Genomic DNA, 16,399 nt, shown 5'->3' on the forward strand with positions numbered 1-16,399 from the left:
CCGGGCCGGCCCGGCGTCGCGGCCGGACAAGCGGCCCGGCGTCGCGGCGGCCCGGCGTCGCGGCGGCCCGGCCTCGCGGCGGCCCGGCCTCGCGGCGACCCGGCCTCGCGGCGGGGCTGACCGGGGTCAGGCGTCGAGCATGGCCCGGCCGAGCGGGGTCAACGTGTGCAGCACCGTGTTGCGTTCGCGGTGACTGACGAGCAGACCGGCGTTGCGCAGCACGGTAGCGTGCTGACTCGCCGCCGCCGGTGAGATGTTGAGCCGACGGGCCACCTCCCCGGTGGTGCAGCCGTCGTCGCTGGCCTGCAACACCGCCGCCCGGGTGCGCCCGAGCAGCGCGGCGAGCGAGTCCCGGCCGGCACCCGGCGCGGCCGTCCCGACGCGGTCGGTCGGGGCCAACCCGCCCAGCCGGTCCACCGGATAGACGAGCACCGGCGGTAGCGCCGGATCGAGCAGGGCGACCGGGGTGGCCGCGCAAAAGAACGACGGCACCAGCAACAGTCCCCGGCCGTCCAGGTGCAGCTCCCGGCTGTGCGGGTAGGCGCGAACCTCGAGGACCCCACCCTCCCAGCGCATCGCCGGCCGGAGGCTGGTCAGCAACCCCTCCACCCCGCCGTCGAGCAGCGCCCGGGCGCGGCGGTTCCGGTCCGCCGCCACCGCCGCCTGGATCCGGTTCCAGTACGGGCTGATCGCCAGCGACCGGTACTGCTCCATCGACTCGGTGAGGTGGTACAGCGCCGCCACGTCACCCCGGGCCAGCGCGGCGGCCGACGCCGGCAGCGGCGTCTCGGCGGCCAGCACGCCCAGGTCACGTTGCAGCAGCCCGACGGGCGTGCGTTGGATCGCGTCCAGTCCGGCCTCGAGGCCGTCGACGCTGGCGTACGGGGTGAGGAAGTCGGGAAAGTAGCCACGCGGCGGGTTCAGCGCGAAGAGCAGTCTGAGCTGCTCGGAGGCAGCATCCTGGCGCAGCTCCCGGCTCACCGTGCGTCGCCACGTCGACGTCAGTGGGTCGCGGTTGCGGCTCTGCAACGCGTGCAGGCTGAGGACCAGCTCCCAGACCGGGTCCGCCGCCGGGGCCACCCGGGTCCGGAGGATGTCCTCGCCAGAAAAGTGGATTTTCAGCATGGGGCGCTCCCGTGTCGCCGGCAGGGGGATGCCGAGTGACCGTTCGACTCTACCCGGCCGGCAGTTATCTCCATCTTTAAGCCTGGGCTGAAAAAGCTCGACGCCTCCCGTGCCGGTTCGGCATGCTTCCAGTGCCCGAGCACGGTGCCGGTACGTCATGGACGCATCCGGCGCCTGGGCACCGGGACCGGGGAGGACCCGTGATCGGGCGGCACCACGAGGGTCTGCGGCCCTTGCTCCGCAGAGGTGCCGTCCGATCATCCCGCCGCCGCATCGTCGCCCCGCTCAGCCCACCCACAGCGCGACCCGGTGGTCCTCGTCCGTGACGTAGAAGAACCGCCCGTCCAGCGTGGCCAGCCCCTCGACGTGGTGGAACGGCGCCAGGTCCGCCACCACCTCCCCGTCGAGCCGGTACGTGTCCGGCACCGCGCCGCCCGACTCGACCGCGGGCAGCCGGAACCGGACGTGCCGCGACCGGACGTCACCCCCGCCCGGGTGGTCGTCGAGCAGCACCGAACCCTTGCCCAACGCGTCGATCGACCCGATCACGGCGTCGTACCCGCCGTCGACGGTCGGTGTGATCGCCCGGAACCCGGTCAACACGCCCGGCGGGGTCACCCCGGCCACCGCGTACGCTCGCAGCGCCCGAGGCCACGCCGGCTCCGCCGCGAACATGCCCGGCACGTCGGCCACCTCCACCACGATCGGCTCACCGGCCCCGCTGACCGGGTAGCGCAGCCCGAGCAGCGCCGTCCCCGCCGGGGTGAAGGCCGCCGCCTCCACGTTCAGGGGCAGGTCGTCCGGTGCCAGCCGGCTCACCCAGCTCTTCGCCCGGGCGGTCCCCCGGGCCCGGGTCTCCACGATGAACCGGTCCCGCACCCGCTCCCCCGGCGGCAGCAGACTCAGCGGCGCCGCGGCGAGGGCGTCGTTGACCGCCCGGTGCAGCCGGAACCGGTTGCGCACCACCTGCACCGGCAGCACCCCGGACGCAGCGTCGGCCTCCCGGAACCGGGCCACGAAGGCACGTCGGGGGCGCAGCGGGCCGGCCTTGGACCCGAAGTGGGAGCCGAAGACGTACACCCAGCCGTCGTGGTGGGCGAGCGCCTCGCCATCCTCGGTGCGGCCGTTCTCCAATCCGGCGTCGGCCAGGACGTGCCGTGCCGCCCATTCGCCGTCGTCCAACTCGAGCAGCAGGGCCAGGCAACGCTCCACCGGCCCCTCGTCCAGCACCGTCCAGAAGCCCCGCCGGGCGCCGTACGCGCGCAGCAGCTCGGCCGAACGCACCGGCAGCAGGTCGCTGGCCTCGTTACCGGCCACCACAAATTCAACGAGTCGCAGGGTCACCGCGCCAGGGTACGGAGCACACGCTCGTACAGTGGCGAGGTGCCCGACACCGTGCTCACCGGACCCCCCGCCCACCCGACCGACCCCGAGACGTACGCCGCGCTGCACGCCGACGCGACCGCGCTGCTCGGCGACTGGCAGCCCACCAGCCTGGACGCCGCCGCAGCACGCGACAGGACCCTGGGACTGCTCGCCGCCGGTCCGGTCGCGATGAGCCGGCAGCACCGTCCCGGTCATCTCACCGCCAGCACGCTGATCCTGGACTCGACCGGCTCGCGGGTGCTGCTCTGCCTGCACGGCAAGTTCGGCATGTGGGTGCAGCTCGGCGGCCACTGCGAGCCGACCGACGACACCCTGGTCGGCGCGGCCCTGCGGGAGGCCACCGAGGAATCCGGGATCGACGGCCTGCGCATCGACCCGGTGCCGATCGACGTGGACGTGCACACGGTGGCCTGCCAGGGCGGCTCCCTGCACTTCGACGTCCGGTTCGCCGTACTCACGCCGCCCGGCGCGGTGGAACAGGTCAGCGACGAGGCCGAGGCGCTGGGGTGGTTCCCGCCGGACGCGCTGCCCGAGCCGCTGGCCAGCGGGACCGCGCAACTCGTCGCGCCGGCCCTCGCGGCCCTCAGACGTAGCCCTCTTCGCCTCGCTCCTTGAGGTCGTCGACCAGGGCCTTGACGTCCTGGGCCCGGTCGCGGGGGCAGACCAGCACCGCGTCCGGAGTGTCCACCACGATCAGGTCCCGCAGACCGAGCACCGCCACCAACCGGCCGGACTGCGGCACGACCACCAGGTTGGCGCTGTCCCGCAGCAGCACACCCGGCTTGGCATCGGTGCCCAGCACCACGTTGCCCGCCTCGTCGGCCGGCAGCACGTCGCCGAGGGTGTGGAAGTCTCCGACGTCGTTCCAGCCGAAATCGCCCGGCACGGTGGCCACCCGACCCGCGGTGGCAGCGCCCTCCATGACTGCGTAGTCGACGGAGATCTTCGGCAGGGTCGGCCAGATCGCCCCGAGCACCTCGTCCTGCTCGGGGGTGCCCCACGCGGCGGCGATGGCGGTGACACCGGCGTGCAGGGCCGGCTGCTGGCGGGCCAGTTCGGCGAGGAACACGTCCACCCGCCACACGAACATGCTCGCGTTCCACAGGTGTCGTCCGGAACGGACGTACGCCTCGGCGACCTCGGCGGCCGGCTTCTCCTTGAACTCGGCCACCGGCCGCCACGGCGTGCCGCCGGTCTCCTCGCCGGTCTCCAGGTAGCCGTAGCCGGTCTCCGGTCGGGTCGGGGTGATCCCGACCGTCATCAACATGCCCCGCTCGGCGCCGCGGGCGGCTTCCCGAACCGTGCGCACCCAGCTCTCCGGGTCACCGATCAGGTGGTCGGCGGCGAAGCTACCCATCACCGCCTCCGGCTCCCGCAGCGCGATCACCGCCGCGGCCAGCGCGATCGCCGCGCAGGAGTCCCGGGGGGACGGCTCGACGAGGATGTTCTCCTCGGGCAGACCGGTCAGCTGCCGGGCCACTGCCGCGACGTGCGCGGCGCCGGTGACCACAAGGGTCCGCTCGACGGTGGTCAACGGCGCGAGCCGGGCCACCGTCGCCTGGAGCAGCGAGGCGTTGGTGCCGGTCAGCGGGTGGAGGAACTTGGGGTGGCCGGCGCGGGACAACGGCCACAACCTCGTGCCGCTGCCACCTGCCGGGATGACCGCATAGAGCATCCGCACATCATGCCCGACAGAGTTCCGCCCGGTGGTCGGGTCGCCCCCGGAGCCCCCGACGGTCACGACCGGGCGCGGCTCCACGCGGCGATGTGCACCTCCGCGCTGGACTCCCAGGTGAACTCCTTGGCCCGGTCGAAACCGGCCTTCGCCAGCGACAACCGGCGCTGCTCGTCGTCCAGCAGGGCCGCCAGGTCGGTGCCGATCTGCTCCGCGTCCTCCGAGGTGTACGCCACCGCGTCGCCGCCCACCTCGGGCAGCGACAGCCGGGGCGTGGTGAGTACCGGGGCGGCACATGCCATCGCCTCGAGGATCGGCAGGCCGAACCCCTCCCCGTACGACGGGTAGGCGGCGACCAGCGCGCCACCGAGGAAGCCGGGCAGGTCGGCGTAGCGCAGGTAGCCGGGGCGCAGCAGGCGCAGGTGCGACGGGACCTCGGCCACCGCCCGGTCGATGTCGTCGTCGTGCCCCTGGCCACCGGCGATCACCAGTGCCGGCGGGTCGGCCCGGTCGGCCACCGCGCGGGCCCAACCACGGATCAGGTTGGGGACGTTCTTGCGGGGCTCCTTGGCACCGAGGAAGGCGACGTAGCTGCTGTTGCCCAACCCCAGCCGGGCGCGAACCCGGGCTTTCTCCTCCTCGCTGGGCGCGTGGAAGGCGGAGTGGTCGACACCGTGGTAGGCCACGTCGATGCGGGTCGGGTCGGCGTCGAGCAGCCGGATCAGCTCGTCCCGGGTGGCCTTGCTGGGCACGATCACCCGGTCCGCTCGACGCAGCGAGGTCTTGATGGCACTGCGGAAGAACGTCCGGCGCGACTTGTCGTAGTGCTCCGGCTCGGTGAAGAACGTCGCGTCGTGCACGGTGACCGTAACCGGGCAACCGGCCCGCAGCGGGCAGGTGTAGAAGGGCGAGTGCAGCACGTGCGCGCCCACCTGCTGGGCGAGCAGCGGCAGGCCGGTCTGCTCCCAGGCGAGCCGCGCCGGACGGTGCGCCACGGCGGCCGGCGCCGGGATGATCTCCGCGCCGGGCAGCATCCGGGTGTACCGCTCCAGGTCGGTGCGGAGGCTGACCACGGCCAACTCCACCCCCGACCCGCACACCTTGCCGAGGGCACCGAGCAGACCGTCGACGTATCGACCGACACCACCACGGTCGGCGGGGACACTCGTGGCGTCGATGAGCACGCGGGGCGGGCGACCGGCGGTCACGGGGCGACTCCTTGCACTGGCGGGTCTGTGGGGAACAACACTCCGGGGGTAAAGCCTACGCCGGAGTACGGGGCCGACGCTGACTGCGACCCGACCGTACGCCGACTTGTCATCGTCTTCGAGTACGGCCCACAGGGGCGTATCGTTCGCGCCGATGGCCGACAACATTGCCCGGGTTTTCGCCGACGCGATCGCGAGTGACCCGACCCGACCGCTGCTGACCTGGTACGACGACGCCAGCGGCGACCGCACCGAACTGTCCGGCGCCACGCTGGCGAACTGGGTGGCGAAGACCGCCAATCTCCTCGTCGACGAGGTCGGCCTCGCGCCGGGCACACCGGCCGGCGTGCTGCTGCCGCCGCACTGGCAGACCGCGGCGGTGCTGCTGGGGTGTTGGTCGGCCACGTTGAGCGTCACCGACACGCCGGGCGAGGTGGAGGTGCTGTTCGCCGCCGTCGACCGGTTCGACGAGGCGCAGTCCTGGTCGGCCGACGAGCGGTACGCCCTGGGGCTGGCCCCGCTCGCCGCTCCGCTACGCCAGGTGCCGCCCGGGTTCGCCGACTACGTGGTCGAGGTACGCCGGCACGGCGACCACTTCACCCCGCAGGCCGGGCCCGGTCCCGCCGACGCGCGCCTGCTGGCCCGCGCGGAGGCTCGCGCCGCGGAGCTGGGCATCGAGCCCGGCGCTCGTGTGCTCGTCGACGCCGACCGCTACCCCGATCCGGTGGATTGGCTGCTGGCCCCGCTCACCCGGGCCGCCACCGTCGTCCTCTGCGCGAACCTCGACCAGAATCGCCTGGCCAGCCGCCAGGCCACGGAAAAAGTCACCCACACCCTCCCGTAGCCCCACTCCGGTGCCCGGTTGGGCGTCCGGCGCCGTCGAGGGCCGGTGGGTGTGTCCGCGCCCTTTGCACTGCTTCAAGGGACGCACCACCAACGGGCCCACCTGTTGCGCCCGTTGAAGCAGAGCAGAGGGTGGTGCCGGCACCTGGCCGGGACCTCGCCGAGCCTGGGCCCGCGAGCGAGCGAGTGGGCGAGTGGGCCGCCGGCAGGATCTGTCAGGCGGGCGTGTTGTCGGTGGTCCGGCGTTGGGCGAAGGCGGCGAAGGACGCCAGGGACTCGGGGTTGGCCAGGGCACCCTTGGCGGCGGCCCGATCGACCGGGACGCCGGTCAGGATCTTCTTGACCGGGACCTCCAGCTTCTTCGCCGACAGGGTGCGCGGCACCGCACGAACCTGGTGGATCTCGTCGGGGACGTGCCGGGGCGACAGCGCGGTCCGCAACTCCCGGCAGATCTTCGCGCGCAGCGGGTCGTCCAGCTCCAGGCCGTCGGCCAGCACCACGAAGAGCAACAGCTCGCCGGCGCCGCCCTCGTCGTCCTCCAGATGCACGACGACCGAGTCGACGACCTCGTCCAGCCCCTCGACCACCGAGTAGAACTCCGCGGTGCCCAACCGCACCCCGCCCCGGTTGAGGGTGGCGTCGGAGCGCCCGGTGATCACGCAACCGCCCCGGGAGTTGATGGTGATCCAGTCGCCGTGCCGCCAGACGCCCGGATAGACGTCGAAGTAGGCCTCGCGGTAGCGCCTGCCGTCCGGGTCGTTCCAGAAGCCCACCGGCATGCTCGGCATCGGCTCGGTGATCACCAGCTCGCCCAGCTCGCCGATGACCGGCGTGCCGTCGGCGGACCGGGCCTCCACCTTCGCGCCCAACGCCCGACAGGCGATCTCACCGGCGTACACGGGCAGCAGCGGCACCCCACCGACGAAACCGGTGCACACGTCGGTGCCGCCGGAGAGCGACTGGAGCTGCACGCGGTCGCTGACGGTCTCGTACACCCATCGGAAGCCCTCGGCGGGCAGCGGCGCGCCGGTGGAACCGACACCGCGCAGCGCGGACAGGTCGGCGATGTCCCGGGGCACCAGCCCGGCCTTGCGGCAGGCCAGCAGGTACGGCGCCGAGGTGCCGAAGTACGTCGTCCCGGTCTCCGCCGCCAGGCGCCACAACCCACCCAGGTCAGGGTGGCCCGGGTTGCCGTCGAAGAGCACGATGGCCGCGCCGACCGCCGGGCCGGACACCAGGAAGTTCCACATCATCCAGCCGGTGGTGGTGAACCAGAAGAACCGGTCGGACGGGCCCAGGTCGTGGTGCAGGGCGAGCATCTTCAGGTGTTCCAGCAGGATGCCGCCGTGGCCGTGCACGATCGGCTTGGGCAGCCCGGTGGTGCCCGAGGAGTACAGCACGTACAGCGGGTGGTCGAACGGCACCGGCGTGAACGTCAACGGCTCGTCGGTCGGCGCGGCCAGCTCGGCCCAGTCGAGTACGCCCTCCGGCGCGGCCCCGGGGTCGAGGTAGGCGATGCTGACGGTGTGCCGCAGCGACGGCAGGGCGGCCCGGATCGCGGCGACCTCGGCCCGGCGGTCCACCGGCTTGTCGCCGTACCGGTAGCCGTCCACGGCGACCAGCACGGTCGGCTCGATCTGCTGCCACCGGTCGGTGACACTGCGGGTGCCGAACTCCGGCGCGCAGGACGAGAAGATCGCTCCCAGGCTGGCCGTGGCGAGCAGCAGCACGTACGTCTCGGGAATGTTCGGGGCGTACGCCGCGACCCGGTCCCCGGCGGTGACGCCGAGCCGGCGCAGCCCGGCCGACACCCGGCGGACCTGCTCACGCAGTTCGGCGGCGGTCAGAGTGACCGGTGCCCGGGTCTGACCGTGCGCGATCACCACCGGGTCGTCGGCGGCGCGACCCGGCATCCGCAGCACATTCTCGGCGTAGTTGAGCGTGGCGCCGGGGAACCAGCGGGCCCCGGGCATGCCCCGCTCGGCGAGGGTGGCGGTCGGCGGGGTGTGCGCGATCACCTCGAAGTGGTCCCAGATCGAGCGCCAGAACCCGTCCAGGTCGGTGACCGACCAGTGCCACAGCGCGTCGTAGTCCGCGAAGTCCAGCCCGCGGTGCTCGCGCAGCCAGCGCAGGTAGTCGCCGATCCGGGACCGCTCCAGTACGTCCGCCGGCGGCGCCCACAGCATGTCACCCACTGGTCCACCCTCCCCTGGCCCGGCACGACACTGTGAATGGGCCGTGGCGCCATCTTGCCCTACCTCGAAGCGCCATTCTGCGCACCGGGTGCACCGACCGACGCGTGCCCGGCCCACACTCCACCCGGCCAACCCATGTGGTTCAGCCGGCGCGGTGGGCCTGGATGGCCCGGCGGCGGGCCAGCCGGTGCTCGCGGCGGATCTCCGCCTCCCGGTACCGCCGCTCGTCCTCCGGCGTCTCCGGCAGCACCGGGCGGACGACCCGTGGCGCGCCGCCGACGTCCACGCCGACGAAGACCAGGTACGCGGTGGCCACCCGCACCGGCGCGTCCTCCGCCGAGTCCCACCGCTCGGCAACCACCCGTACGCCCACCTCCATCGAGGTCTGCCCGGTCCAGTTCACCTGTGCGTGCGCGTGCACCAGGTCACCGACCCGGACCGCCTCGGAGAAGACGATCTCGTCGATCGCCGCGGTGACCGCCGTACCTCCGCTGTGGCGGGCCGCCGCCGCGCCCGCCACGTCGTCGACGAACTTCATCAGGACCCCGCCGTGCACGGTGCCGTAGAGGTTCACGTCGACGGCGGTCATGATCTTGCTGAGGGTGACGCGGGAGTACGACGTCGGCTTGCCGGTCGGAGCGGCGGAGAGGTGCTCGGTCATGCCGGAAACGGTACGGTGCGCGGATGCGACATCTCTGGAGCTTCCTCGCCGGGCTGGTGGTGGCGCCCATCACCTGGGTGCTGGTCACACTCGGGCAGGACGGGTCGAGCCGGACGGTCGACCGCTGGGTGGAGATCGGCACGTTCAACACCGCCAACCTGATCGAGCCGGCCGTCTACCTCGGTGTTGGCGGTGTTCTGCTGGGTCTGCTCGGCACGCTGCGCTTCTCGCCGCTGGGTCCACTGGTCGCCGGGCTGCTGCTGGTCACCCCGTATGTCGGGATGTTCGTCGCGCCGTTCGAGGTGCGCGACGCGGTCCCGCAGGGATGGAAGGTGTTGGGTGACCCGCTGCCGCTGCGGCTGCCGGTGGAGAACGGCACGCTCTTCCTGCTCGGCATGCTGCTGCTGATGGCGACGTTCAGCGGGCAGCGCTGGCGGCGGTGGCCACAGCCGGTAGCCGTTCCCGCTGAGACGCCGGTCCCGGCGCCCTCGGACGGCCCCCGCGGCGACAACTTCACCCTGACCGACTGGCCGCCCGCCGAGCCTGCCGAGCGGGACACCGCTCCGCTCACCCTGGGTTACCCGGCCGACCCGACGCCGACCGAGCCGCTGCCGCGCCGGGTGGGCGGCGAGTCGCCCTGGTCAGCGCCACCGCGCGGGCAGTCGCGGCCCGAGGACACCACCGAGATCCGCTGATCGTCGGGCGGGCCGGGGAACCGGCCCGCCCCTACGCGGCGTCATCAAGGGCTCGTGGTGTCGGATGATGGAGCGCGTGGTCCGTCGCTACGAGTTGTCCGACGTCGAGCAGGAAGCGCTGTCCAGGTACCTGCCGTCGGCGAAGAGGGCATGGTTGTGCATCTTCGAGGTCACGGCCTAGAGGACAAGGCTCACCTGGCGATACGCGTGATCTGATTCCGTGGCCGTCACAGTAGCCGTTAGTAGACGCATCCCCTGCTCGTAGAGGATGTAGTCCCGCTTGGCGCCCCTGACAGTCGTGACGGTATTCGCAAAAGCGTTGATGTACCTGTCTCGCGTGAGGGCCTCATTCAGCACGTCCTCGATGGGTTCGTGGTTGAGGTCGACGGCGACCACCGCCGGGCCGATCTCCTTGAGAGTCAGCATGTCCTGTGTGAGCATGTGCCATACCTCAGCAAAACCTGGGTCGGTGGCACGTGCGCCAAAGTATCGCAACGGAAAGCAGTGGCCGTTGATCAGGCCCATCTGACGGCCGCCCAGGTCTACCTGCGTGATCATATATCCCTTGTCCGCCAGCAACCATGGCTCCCCGTCAGGGCCGGTGCCAGTCAAACCGGGATTGGGGAACTGCCTGTACACCCCGTTGCCGAGCGGAAATCGGGAGAGGACCGCCAGCGTAAGGCTGGCATCTTCGGCTAGGTGCGAGGCGCTGGTCGGGAACGACAGCACGTGCGGATACCCCGCTTGGCGCGCCAGGTAGTGCGGCTGACTCTCGAAACGCCCGTGGTAGTCGTGAGCCTCCTGAAGGCAGACCACATCGGGGCCATGCCGCCGCAGTACCGATGCATAGTAGTCCGGCGAGGGGATTGCGCCATGCTGATGGGATGCGCCGAGAATCCCGCCCCCCATGTTCCAGGTCGCGAGCTTTATGAGGGATACGGGTTTCACGGCTTCGCCCATTCGTGTAGAGGAGGTGAGACCTGCTCCATGCCCCGATCTCGAATTGCTGGCCATCCGCTTTTCGACCTCTTCGACACTGGACACGTGCAGCGTGATTGCGGCCTGCATTCGAATCGTCAAAATGCGAGATCACACCAAGGGGGGATCCGCGTCGGAATGCAGGACCGTCACGAAGTTCTGCGAAATCACAAATATTCAGGATGCTATCCCGGGGGCCGTCGAGCGTCAAGAATGGAGATCACATCCACCTACGTCGCGGTGTCGCTACCCGCCGAGCAGGCCAAACCCGCCAAGTTGCGCGACCGCACCGGCTGCAGATAGCACACCCGGAGCCGCCCACATCCCAGCCGGGACGTCACGTTCCGTAAGGACCTCCACAAGCCGCGGGCAGGCATCGGACCCGCCGTCCTTACTGCCCTGCCCAACACTTCAAGCCGCTGCCCCGCACGAACGACGAGGCCAACCACCGCCCAGGCCAACCGTGCCACACGACATCATCGCCACCGTGACCAGCGCTTATCCCATTACGCATTGACCCTGGCGAGGTTCGCAGTGGGCGTTGTAGGATCGACAAGCGGGTCAGATACGACGTTTGGGAGTGTTGCCGGCTGTGGGTTCGTCAAGCCCTATGCCAGCAGGCTTCGATACCAGGTTTGTCCTGCCGGGTCAATGAAGCCTGCCGATCGACACCCACGTCACACTGAGTAAACGGTGACAGTTGAGGCGATGGAAAGGCTTCCGGGCCAACACAGTTAAAAATGGCGTGTAAACAAAAACGGGGAAGTGCTGTTCATGCCTAAGCAAACTGAATCCGACGTAGAAGTGATCGTGACCTGGCGGGGAAACTATCGCAACCCTAACGGAGTAAATCCCAAGGCGGGTCGCGTTAACCTGAAAGCCGACGATCGTCTGGAATTTGGCATATCAAGCCGCACCGGGGAATTCCAACTCAATGTTGCACCAGGTTTCGGGGCGTTCGAGGTTTCAGACAGCCATCTCCTCCTCTCGAATTTCACCGCGTGCTCGACTTTTGTCATCGAGAACCTGGAGGGGGGTGCGGAGCTGATCAAAGCCCGTCCCCGGCGATTGGGCATGGTAATTCCATTTGAAATGTCTCGAATTCTAATTCCATCAGACTCAGGAATTACCGAACTTACTGTTTTTGCTCCGCCGCCGACCATGCTTACACCTGAGCGGGCCGCTACAGCGGTCGAATCGAACATGTTCAAGCTGGACACGACAAGCAAGTACTTCGCTGTGCTCGCTGCGCTCTGTGAGCCTCGATTGCGCGGTTCATCCATGGCGGCAGTGCCCTCCGTGCACGAGGTGGTCGAGAGGCTGAGGTGCACTGACCAGTTCAGAGAAGCAAACCGCAGCAGCATCAACTATCACGTCGAATATCTCGCCGATCAGAAGCTACCGATCAGCCGTTGGGCCAAGTATGTGGACGGAGGCCGTATGCACTCCAAGCGTGAAGCATTGGTCGCATTCGCCCTCAGGTTCGACCTGGTCCGCGAGGAACACCTTTCCCTGCTTCCTGGCGTCGTTCGTGATGAACCGCTGACGGAGTCGGCGGAAAATTTCGCGTTCTGCGACTGAGACACGAAGGAACGGGGCCCAGTGCTGGGCACACCTGTGCGGAGGGGCCATGCCGCCGCAGCATCTCGCTCACCCCGCTGGGTGTGTAGTTGGCGTGCCACGTCCGTGTGATCAGCACGCCGATCCGTGCCAGCTTCCAGCACTGGTCCCCCTCGTTCCACCCCCGGTTGTGGGAGGTGAGGTGTCGCGACAGAGTGGCGGAACGATCCCTGCTCCAGTCACGTGCCGGTGTTCCGGGACCGGCTGCACGAGGAGCGCGCTCCAGCGCCTGGGCCCGACACGGCGCCGGTATACCTGAGCTGTGGAGACGGGCCACGGTTAACGCATCGGCTCTGTATACCCCGCAAAGGGAATCGAGCCCTCAGGGCACGTCGGCGATCGCAGGTGGGTCATCGAGCGGACCACGACCTAGCTCACCGGGTACTGCCGGTCAACCACCTGCGAACGCCATACCCGCACACCAACTTGACCCTTCTTGGCCTCACCTCAGCCCATCTGCCGTCACGTCATCTGAACGGCTGGAGTTCCAGGAGGGCCTCAATAGTATTGTCGTCGCAGGTCTCCCAGAAGCCGCCCACAACATCTTCGAGGTGGTCCATCGAGTCCGCCTCGAACAGGGTTTTCTGGTAGGTCGAGATGTCATAATCGACGTCGGCCAGGCTCTTCAGATCCAACGGACGGATGTCAGCGCCGCGAAAGTGGTTCAGCTCTCCGTACGAGGAAACGATCGTAGCACCGTATGCCTTGGTCGTTCCCTGCTGTCGGATCAGTCCGCACTCAAGAGTAAACCAGAACACCTTGGCAATGAACTGCAGCGCCGCCTCACTTTCGACTCGCGCGGCCGCCTCTCCAGCCAGGCGGTATAGACGGGCGAACCGCTTATCCCCCAGAACATTTCCGTGCCCGACAACATCGTGCAACATATCCGGGTCGGCAGTGTAGAAGGGCGTGCTAGGGTGCCTCAGGTATTGTGTGGAGTGGAAGACCGAACCTGCCAGGCCGTTGCAGAAATCTCGAAAAGGAACGAGCGCGGGTGCCGACCTGAACCGAAAGCCGGAAAGCGAATCGATACGTCTGCTGATGTCTCGCAGCTGCGGAATCCGTTCCCGTGGAACTGCGAGACCTTCCGCGGCTTCAAGGTACTCGTTCGAAGCGTCCGTGCGGTGGCGCGCGGCGAGTTTTTCGCACACCAGACGCCAGACCTCGTGCTCCTCCTCCGTGTACTTGATCGTGGGGATCGGATCATCCGGACCACAGCGATCCGCCAAGGTCGCTATTTCGGCACGTCGCGCGACATAGTACGGGTCGGAGGTCTCTATTGATTGTTCCTGCACGTACTTCTCAGCTCCTTAACACGGTTTATTCGAGCTCAAATATGAATCCGTTAGTCAACCCCTGCACCCGGTGCGTCTTCACCAGCCGCCAGCCGGCCTCGGGAAAGACGCCTTCCCAATCCTCCATCGTCGGCAGATAGACGCCCATGAGGTCGTGTCCGACTTCGAAGCCCAGGTTGAACATCGGGAATCGGTGGTCGGGCAGATCGGTCAACCGAGCGGTGTCCGCCAGTAGGAATCGGCGCGCGTTCGGAAATACCTCACGAAGTTTCCGGAAGGAGGAGATGCACTCCTCGCGCGGCCAGAAGTCGTGCGCCATCATGAAGCTGGTAACGAGATCGACGTCGACGAGTTCGGGACGAGGCTCGAGCGCGCGAGCATCTGCGATGCCGAACGAGATGCGATCGCCGAGCCCGGCCTCCACGGTGGAGGCCTCGGCGGCCTCCAGCGAACGGGCGGCGATGTCGAGCCCGATGCCCTGGACTCCGGCATGGCGTCGGGCGATCTGCCGCAGTCGTTCACCGCTGCCGCAACCGAGATCGGCAACCTTGGTGAAGGGGAAATCCAGACTCTCCATCACCGACCAGAAGAGAGGATCAAAGACCTCCGCATTGATTTCGCGGCAGGCATAACTGATCGCCGGCGCGTCTCGGGTGTAGAAGTCGCCGACGCGGTTGGCATTCTTCATGACCGTGGGCATCGCCGTAAACAAAGGCGCGCTACCGCGGCTGAGCCAATGAAAGAATGACTTAGTCTGGAACACTTCGTCAAACAATGAGCCAGGGAGGATGGTGTCGCCATCACGCTCGACGACGCCGACGCTGGCCAGCGCGGTGAACATGCCCCTCACCGACTGGACATGCAGGTCATGCTGCTCGGAGAAGTCGCGCGTATCGAGCTTGCCCTTCTCGCTCAGCTCATCGAGTGCGCCGATCTCCCATCCTGCGGCGATTGCCCAGGACGCGACTGCCGAGTTGAAGATGTCAGCCGCAGACTGCGAGGCGGCTCTGCGGTCTGCTTCCAGTTCAAGAGGATTCATTGTACGGCCTTCCCGTCACGCGATTAGAGAGAGTTTTGCCCGTCGCCTGGGTCCAGCGTTGTCTAGACCGGGCGGCGATCCAGAGAGGCGGGGAGGTTAGAAATGTGGCTCTTTTCCAGAAATCTAACGTGCCGTTCGTTTGCTTCGTCCCACGCCGGCGAGACAGTGAGAACCATCTCCATGGTTCCGAGATAGTAGATACGCGTTTTCGGTGGAATGACGACCAGATCCATGGCGCCCACATCCAGGGCTTCGTCGTTGAGATAGAAGGTGCCAGAGCCGCTGATGATGTAGAGCGTGTACGTGCTCTTCAGGTTGTAGAACTCTTCAAAGTGACCTTCCGCGACACGGACATGGGCGACAGTCACCGAAGAATCGGCCAGTCCGTATACGCTCAGGTCGACGCCGTGCTTGCTGAAGCGTGCGGCTGCCTCAGTTGTGTATTTGTATTGAGTCACGGCTTTGTGCTCCCGGCCTGGGGTCACAGCCAGCGGAGGAGCTGGGTCAGCTCCGCGCGCAGCTGTTGGACGGAGGGCCGCGCGACGTAGACTTGTCCGACTCCGCCCTTCTCGCTTACCGGGGTCGTGCGATAAACATTCGTCGAGTCCCGCACAGTGGGCCCTTGCAGGACGAGTGTGGCCGTCGGCCCGTCGTGCGAACGTGCGATGCTGTGGAGGACCCTGTGGTCAAGGTGGTAAATCGTGCCCGCCGGGACGATGGATTCGCACATCTGGGCCAACTGCCCGGTTCCCATGGGTTCCAGCGAGAAGAACTGGTCCGCCCGAACCGGGGTGTACTTGTAGTGGTGGTACTCCTCGCCGGGGGCGATCATGTACTCGCGGGCGTTGTACTCGCCGAGCAGCAGGGCGGTCGTGAAGTCCCAGCGATGCGAGTGGATGTCTTCCCTCGGCGGGCGATCCGACTCCGACTGTGGATGCCATACATGGAGGCGAAGCTTCCAGGCATTCTCGTCGCCGACCGCCAGGACAAGCTTGAGAAAGCTGTTGGCGTGATAATATGACCGCGCTGCGATCTCGGCGAGTTGACCGTCGTCCGATAGCGTCTGATCTATCAGATACCGCATCTCGTCGTGTTTGGCGAGGCTGCGGACCACTGCCCCGGCTCGCTCGGAGAGCTTGCCGTCGCCAAGGTGACCTGTCGTTTCCAGGTGGTCGCGCACCTCAGGCAGTAGCGTTCGCGCAAAGAGCTGTGCCATTAATCAGATCCTTCGTGCGATCGTCGGTTCCCATACGGGTTTGTCCAGTAACTGCCGCTCCCGGCCTGGCGGCTCCCCCGCGGCAGGCCGCAAAGGGAGCGCACTTAGATTTAGGCGAGCGGCGCGTCGGCCTCGCCCCAGCCGGGCTGGTGGGTAGCCGGACGACATCTCGGTCGGCAATTCTGAGTTTAACTTCACGGGCTATCACGGCCACGAGAAGGAGCCCAAAACTGGGTTTGCTCCGACGGGAGCTAGGTCGGATTGAACGTCTCCATGTGTGGCAGCCAATCTCTATCGCAGCTAGGTCATCTCCTGCCGGTTTGTGCGAGGCCCTGAGCGGGGGCATTTCATTGACTGTATGGAACTGCACACTAGCGACCCTTCGGCGGCAGGCGTACTGACATCAGTCAGGGCGATGGTGCTCCTCGTGGGGTGTGCGGGATCAGCGGCCGGGAGTGTGGGC

General features: G+C 68.0%; 15 protein-coding genes. 4 read left to right on the forward strand and 11 right to left on the reverse strand.

Annotated elements, in window-relative coordinates:
- Positions 1-126: 126 nt before the first annotated feature.
- Together O7620_RS18870 and O7620_RS18875 are read right to left on the reverse strand one after the other, a co-directional pair.
- Positions 127-1,125 carry a winged helix-turn-helix domain-containing protein gene (locus tag O7620_RS18870; protein WP_278124135.1) on the reverse strand — a complete coding sequence of 333 codons (999 nt, stop codon included), beginning with the start codon at positions 1,123-1,125 and terminating at the stop codon, positions 127-129.
- A 285-nt stretch (positions 1,126-1,410) separates the two neighbouring features.
- Entirely contained in the window at positions 1,411-2,469 is a 1,059-nt protein-coding gene (locus O7620_RS18875; RefSeq protein ID WP_278124138.1) for a hypothetical protein, read from the reverse strand.
- Positions 2,470-2,508: 39 nt separating this feature from the next.
- Here O7620_RS18875 and O7620_RS18880 point away from each other — a divergent pair, with 39 nt between their 5' ends.
- On the forward strand, positions 2,509-3,126 hold the full coding sequence (locus O7620_RS18880) for an NUDIX hydrolase (RefSeq protein WP_278124139.1): 618 nt from the start codon (positions 2,509-2,511) through the stop codon (positions 3,124-3,126).
- On the opposite strand, the gene O7620_RS18885 is transcribed toward O7620_RS18880, so the two are convergent.
- Both O7620_RS18885 and O7620_RS18890 read right to left on the reverse strand, forming a co-directional pair.
- On the reverse strand, positions 3,095-4,186 hold the full coding sequence (locus O7620_RS18885) for a sugar phosphate nucleotidyltransferase (RefSeq protein WP_278124140.1): 1,092 nt from the start codon (positions 4,184-4,186) through the stop codon (positions 3,095-3,097). The genes O7620_RS18880 and O7620_RS18885 overlap by 32 nt on opposite strands.
- 62 nt (positions 4,187-4,248) lie before the next feature.
- On the reverse strand, positions 4,249-5,394 hold the full coding sequence (locus tag O7620_RS18890) for a glycosyltransferase family 1 protein (protein ID WP_151492283.1): 1,146 nt from the start codon (positions 5,392-5,394) through the stop codon (positions 4,249-4,251).
- 154 nt (positions 5,395-5,548) lie between these two features.
- On the opposite strand from O7620_RS18890, the gene O7620_RS18895 reads away from it, so the two are divergent.
- Positions 5,549-6,238 (forward strand): TIGR03089 family protein, encoded by a 690-nt coding sequence (locus tag O7620_RS18895; protein WP_278124142.1) that lies wholly within the window; start codon positions 5,549-5,551, stop codon positions 6,236-6,238.
- Positions 6,239-6,452: 214 nt separating this feature from the next.
- Here O7620_RS18895 and O7620_RS18900 read toward each other — a convergent pair whose 3' ends face one another.
- Entirely contained in the window at positions 6,453-8,432 is a 1,980-nt protein-coding gene (locus O7620_RS18900; RefSeq protein ID WP_278124145.1) for an acetoacetate--CoA ligase, read from the reverse strand.
- A gap of 142 nt (positions 8,433-8,574) precedes the next feature.
- The gene (locus tag O7620_RS18905; protein ID WP_278124147.1) at positions 8,575-9,093 is read right to left on the reverse strand and encodes a hotdog domain-containing protein; all 519 of its coding nucleotides are present in this window, start codon (positions 9,091-9,093) and stop codon (positions 8,575-8,577) included.
- A 23-nt stretch (positions 9,094-9,116) separates the two neighbouring features.
- Between O7620_RS18905 and O7620_RS18910 the strand changes: the two genes are divergently transcribed.
- On the forward strand, positions 9,117-9,788 hold the full coding sequence (locus O7620_RS18910; RefSeq protein WP_278124149.1) for a hypothetical protein: 672 nt from the start codon (positions 9,117-9,119) through the stop codon (positions 9,786-9,788).
- Between the two features lie 177 nt (positions 9,789-9,965).
- On the opposite strand, the gene O7620_RS18915 is transcribed toward O7620_RS18910, so the two are convergent.
- Positions 9,966-10,856 (reverse strand): endonuclease/exonuclease/phosphatase family protein, encoded by an 891-nt coding sequence (locus O7620_RS18915; protein ID WP_278124151.1) that lies wholly within the window; start codon positions 10,854-10,856, stop codon positions 9,966-9,968.
- A gap of 675 nt (positions 10,857-11,531) precedes the next feature.
- On the opposite strand from O7620_RS18915, the gene O7620_RS18920 reads away from it, so the two are divergent.
- The gene (locus O7620_RS18920) at positions 11,532-12,347 is read left to right on the forward strand and encodes a hypothetical protein (protein WP_278124152.1); all 816 of its coding nucleotides are present in this window, start codon (positions 11,532-11,534) and stop codon (positions 12,345-12,347) included.
- A gap of 506 nt (positions 12,348-12,853) precedes the next feature.
- Here the strand turns inward: O7620_RS18920 and O7620_RS18925 are convergent.
- The 4 genes from O7620_RS18925 to O7620_RS18940 all read right to left on the reverse strand — a co-directional run bounded on the left by O7620_RS18925 (position 12,854) and on the right by O7620_RS18940 (position 15,936).
- Positions 12,854-13,681 (reverse strand): phenylalanine 4-monooxygenase, encoded by an 828-nt coding sequence (locus O7620_RS18925; protein ID WP_278124154.1) that lies wholly within the window; start codon positions 13,679-13,681, stop codon positions 12,854-12,856.
- 25 nt (positions 13,682-13,706) lie between these two features.
- Positions 13,707-14,720: a class I SAM-dependent methyltransferase gene (locus tag O7620_RS18930; protein ID WP_151489333.1), complete on the reverse strand. Its 1,014-nt coding sequence runs from the start codon at positions 14,718-14,720 to the stop codon at positions 13,707-13,709.
- A gap of 62 nt (positions 14,721-14,782) precedes the next feature.
- A complete protein-coding gene (locus O7620_RS18935) occupies positions 14,783-15,178 on the reverse strand; it encodes a cupin domain-containing protein (RefSeq protein ID WP_278124157.1) in 396 nt (131 codons plus the stop codon).
- 23 nt (positions 15,179-15,201) lie between these two features.
- On the reverse strand, positions 15,202-15,936 hold the full coding sequence (locus O7620_RS18940) for a hypothetical protein (RefSeq protein ID WP_192580212.1): 735 nt from the start codon (positions 15,934-15,936) through the stop codon (positions 15,202-15,204).
- Positions 15,937-16,399: the final 463 nt, after the last annotated feature.

Source organism: Micromonospora sp. WMMD710 (assembly GCF_029626045.1).
Lineage (GTDB): Bacteria > Actinomycetota > Actinomycetes > Mycobacteriales > Micromonosporaceae > Micromonospora.

What these genes read in the sequence shown, in the direction of transcription:
- O7620_RS18870 (WP_278124135.1), bottom strand. Translation starts at nt 1,125, where the DNA reads ATGCTGAAAATCCACTTTTCTGGCGAGGACATCCTCCGGACCCGGGTG.
- O7620_RS18885 (WP_278124140.1), bottom strand. Translation starts at nt 4,186, where the DNA reads ATGCTCTATGCGGTCATCCCGGCAGGTGGCAGCGGCACGAGGTTGTGG.
- O7620_RS18895 (WP_278124142.1), top strand. Translation starts at nt 5,549, where the DNA reads ATGGCCGACAACATTGCCCGGGTTTTCGCCGACGCGATCGCGAGTGAC.
- O7620_RS18905 (WP_278124147.1), bottom strand. Translation starts at nt 9,093, where the DNA reads ATGACCGAGCACCTCTCCGCCGCTCCGACCGGCAAGCCGACGTCGTAC.
- O7620_RS18910 (WP_278124149.1), top strand. Translation starts at nt 9,117, where the DNA reads ATGCGACATCTCTGGAGCTTCCTCGCCGGGCTGGTGGTGGCGCCCATC.
- O7620_RS18915 (WP_278124151.1), bottom strand. Translation starts at nt 10,856, where the DNA reads ATGCAGGCCGCAATCACGCTGCACGTGTCCAGTGTCGAAGAGGTCGAA.
- O7620_RS18930 (WP_151489333.1), bottom strand. Translation starts at nt 14,720, where the DNA reads ATGAATCCTCTTGAACTGGAAGCAGACCGCAGAGCCGCCTCGCAGTCT.
- O7620_RS18940 (WP_192580212.1), bottom strand. Translation starts at nt 15,936, where the DNA reads ATGGCACAGCTCTTTGCGCGAACGCTACTGCCTGAGGTGCGCGACCAC.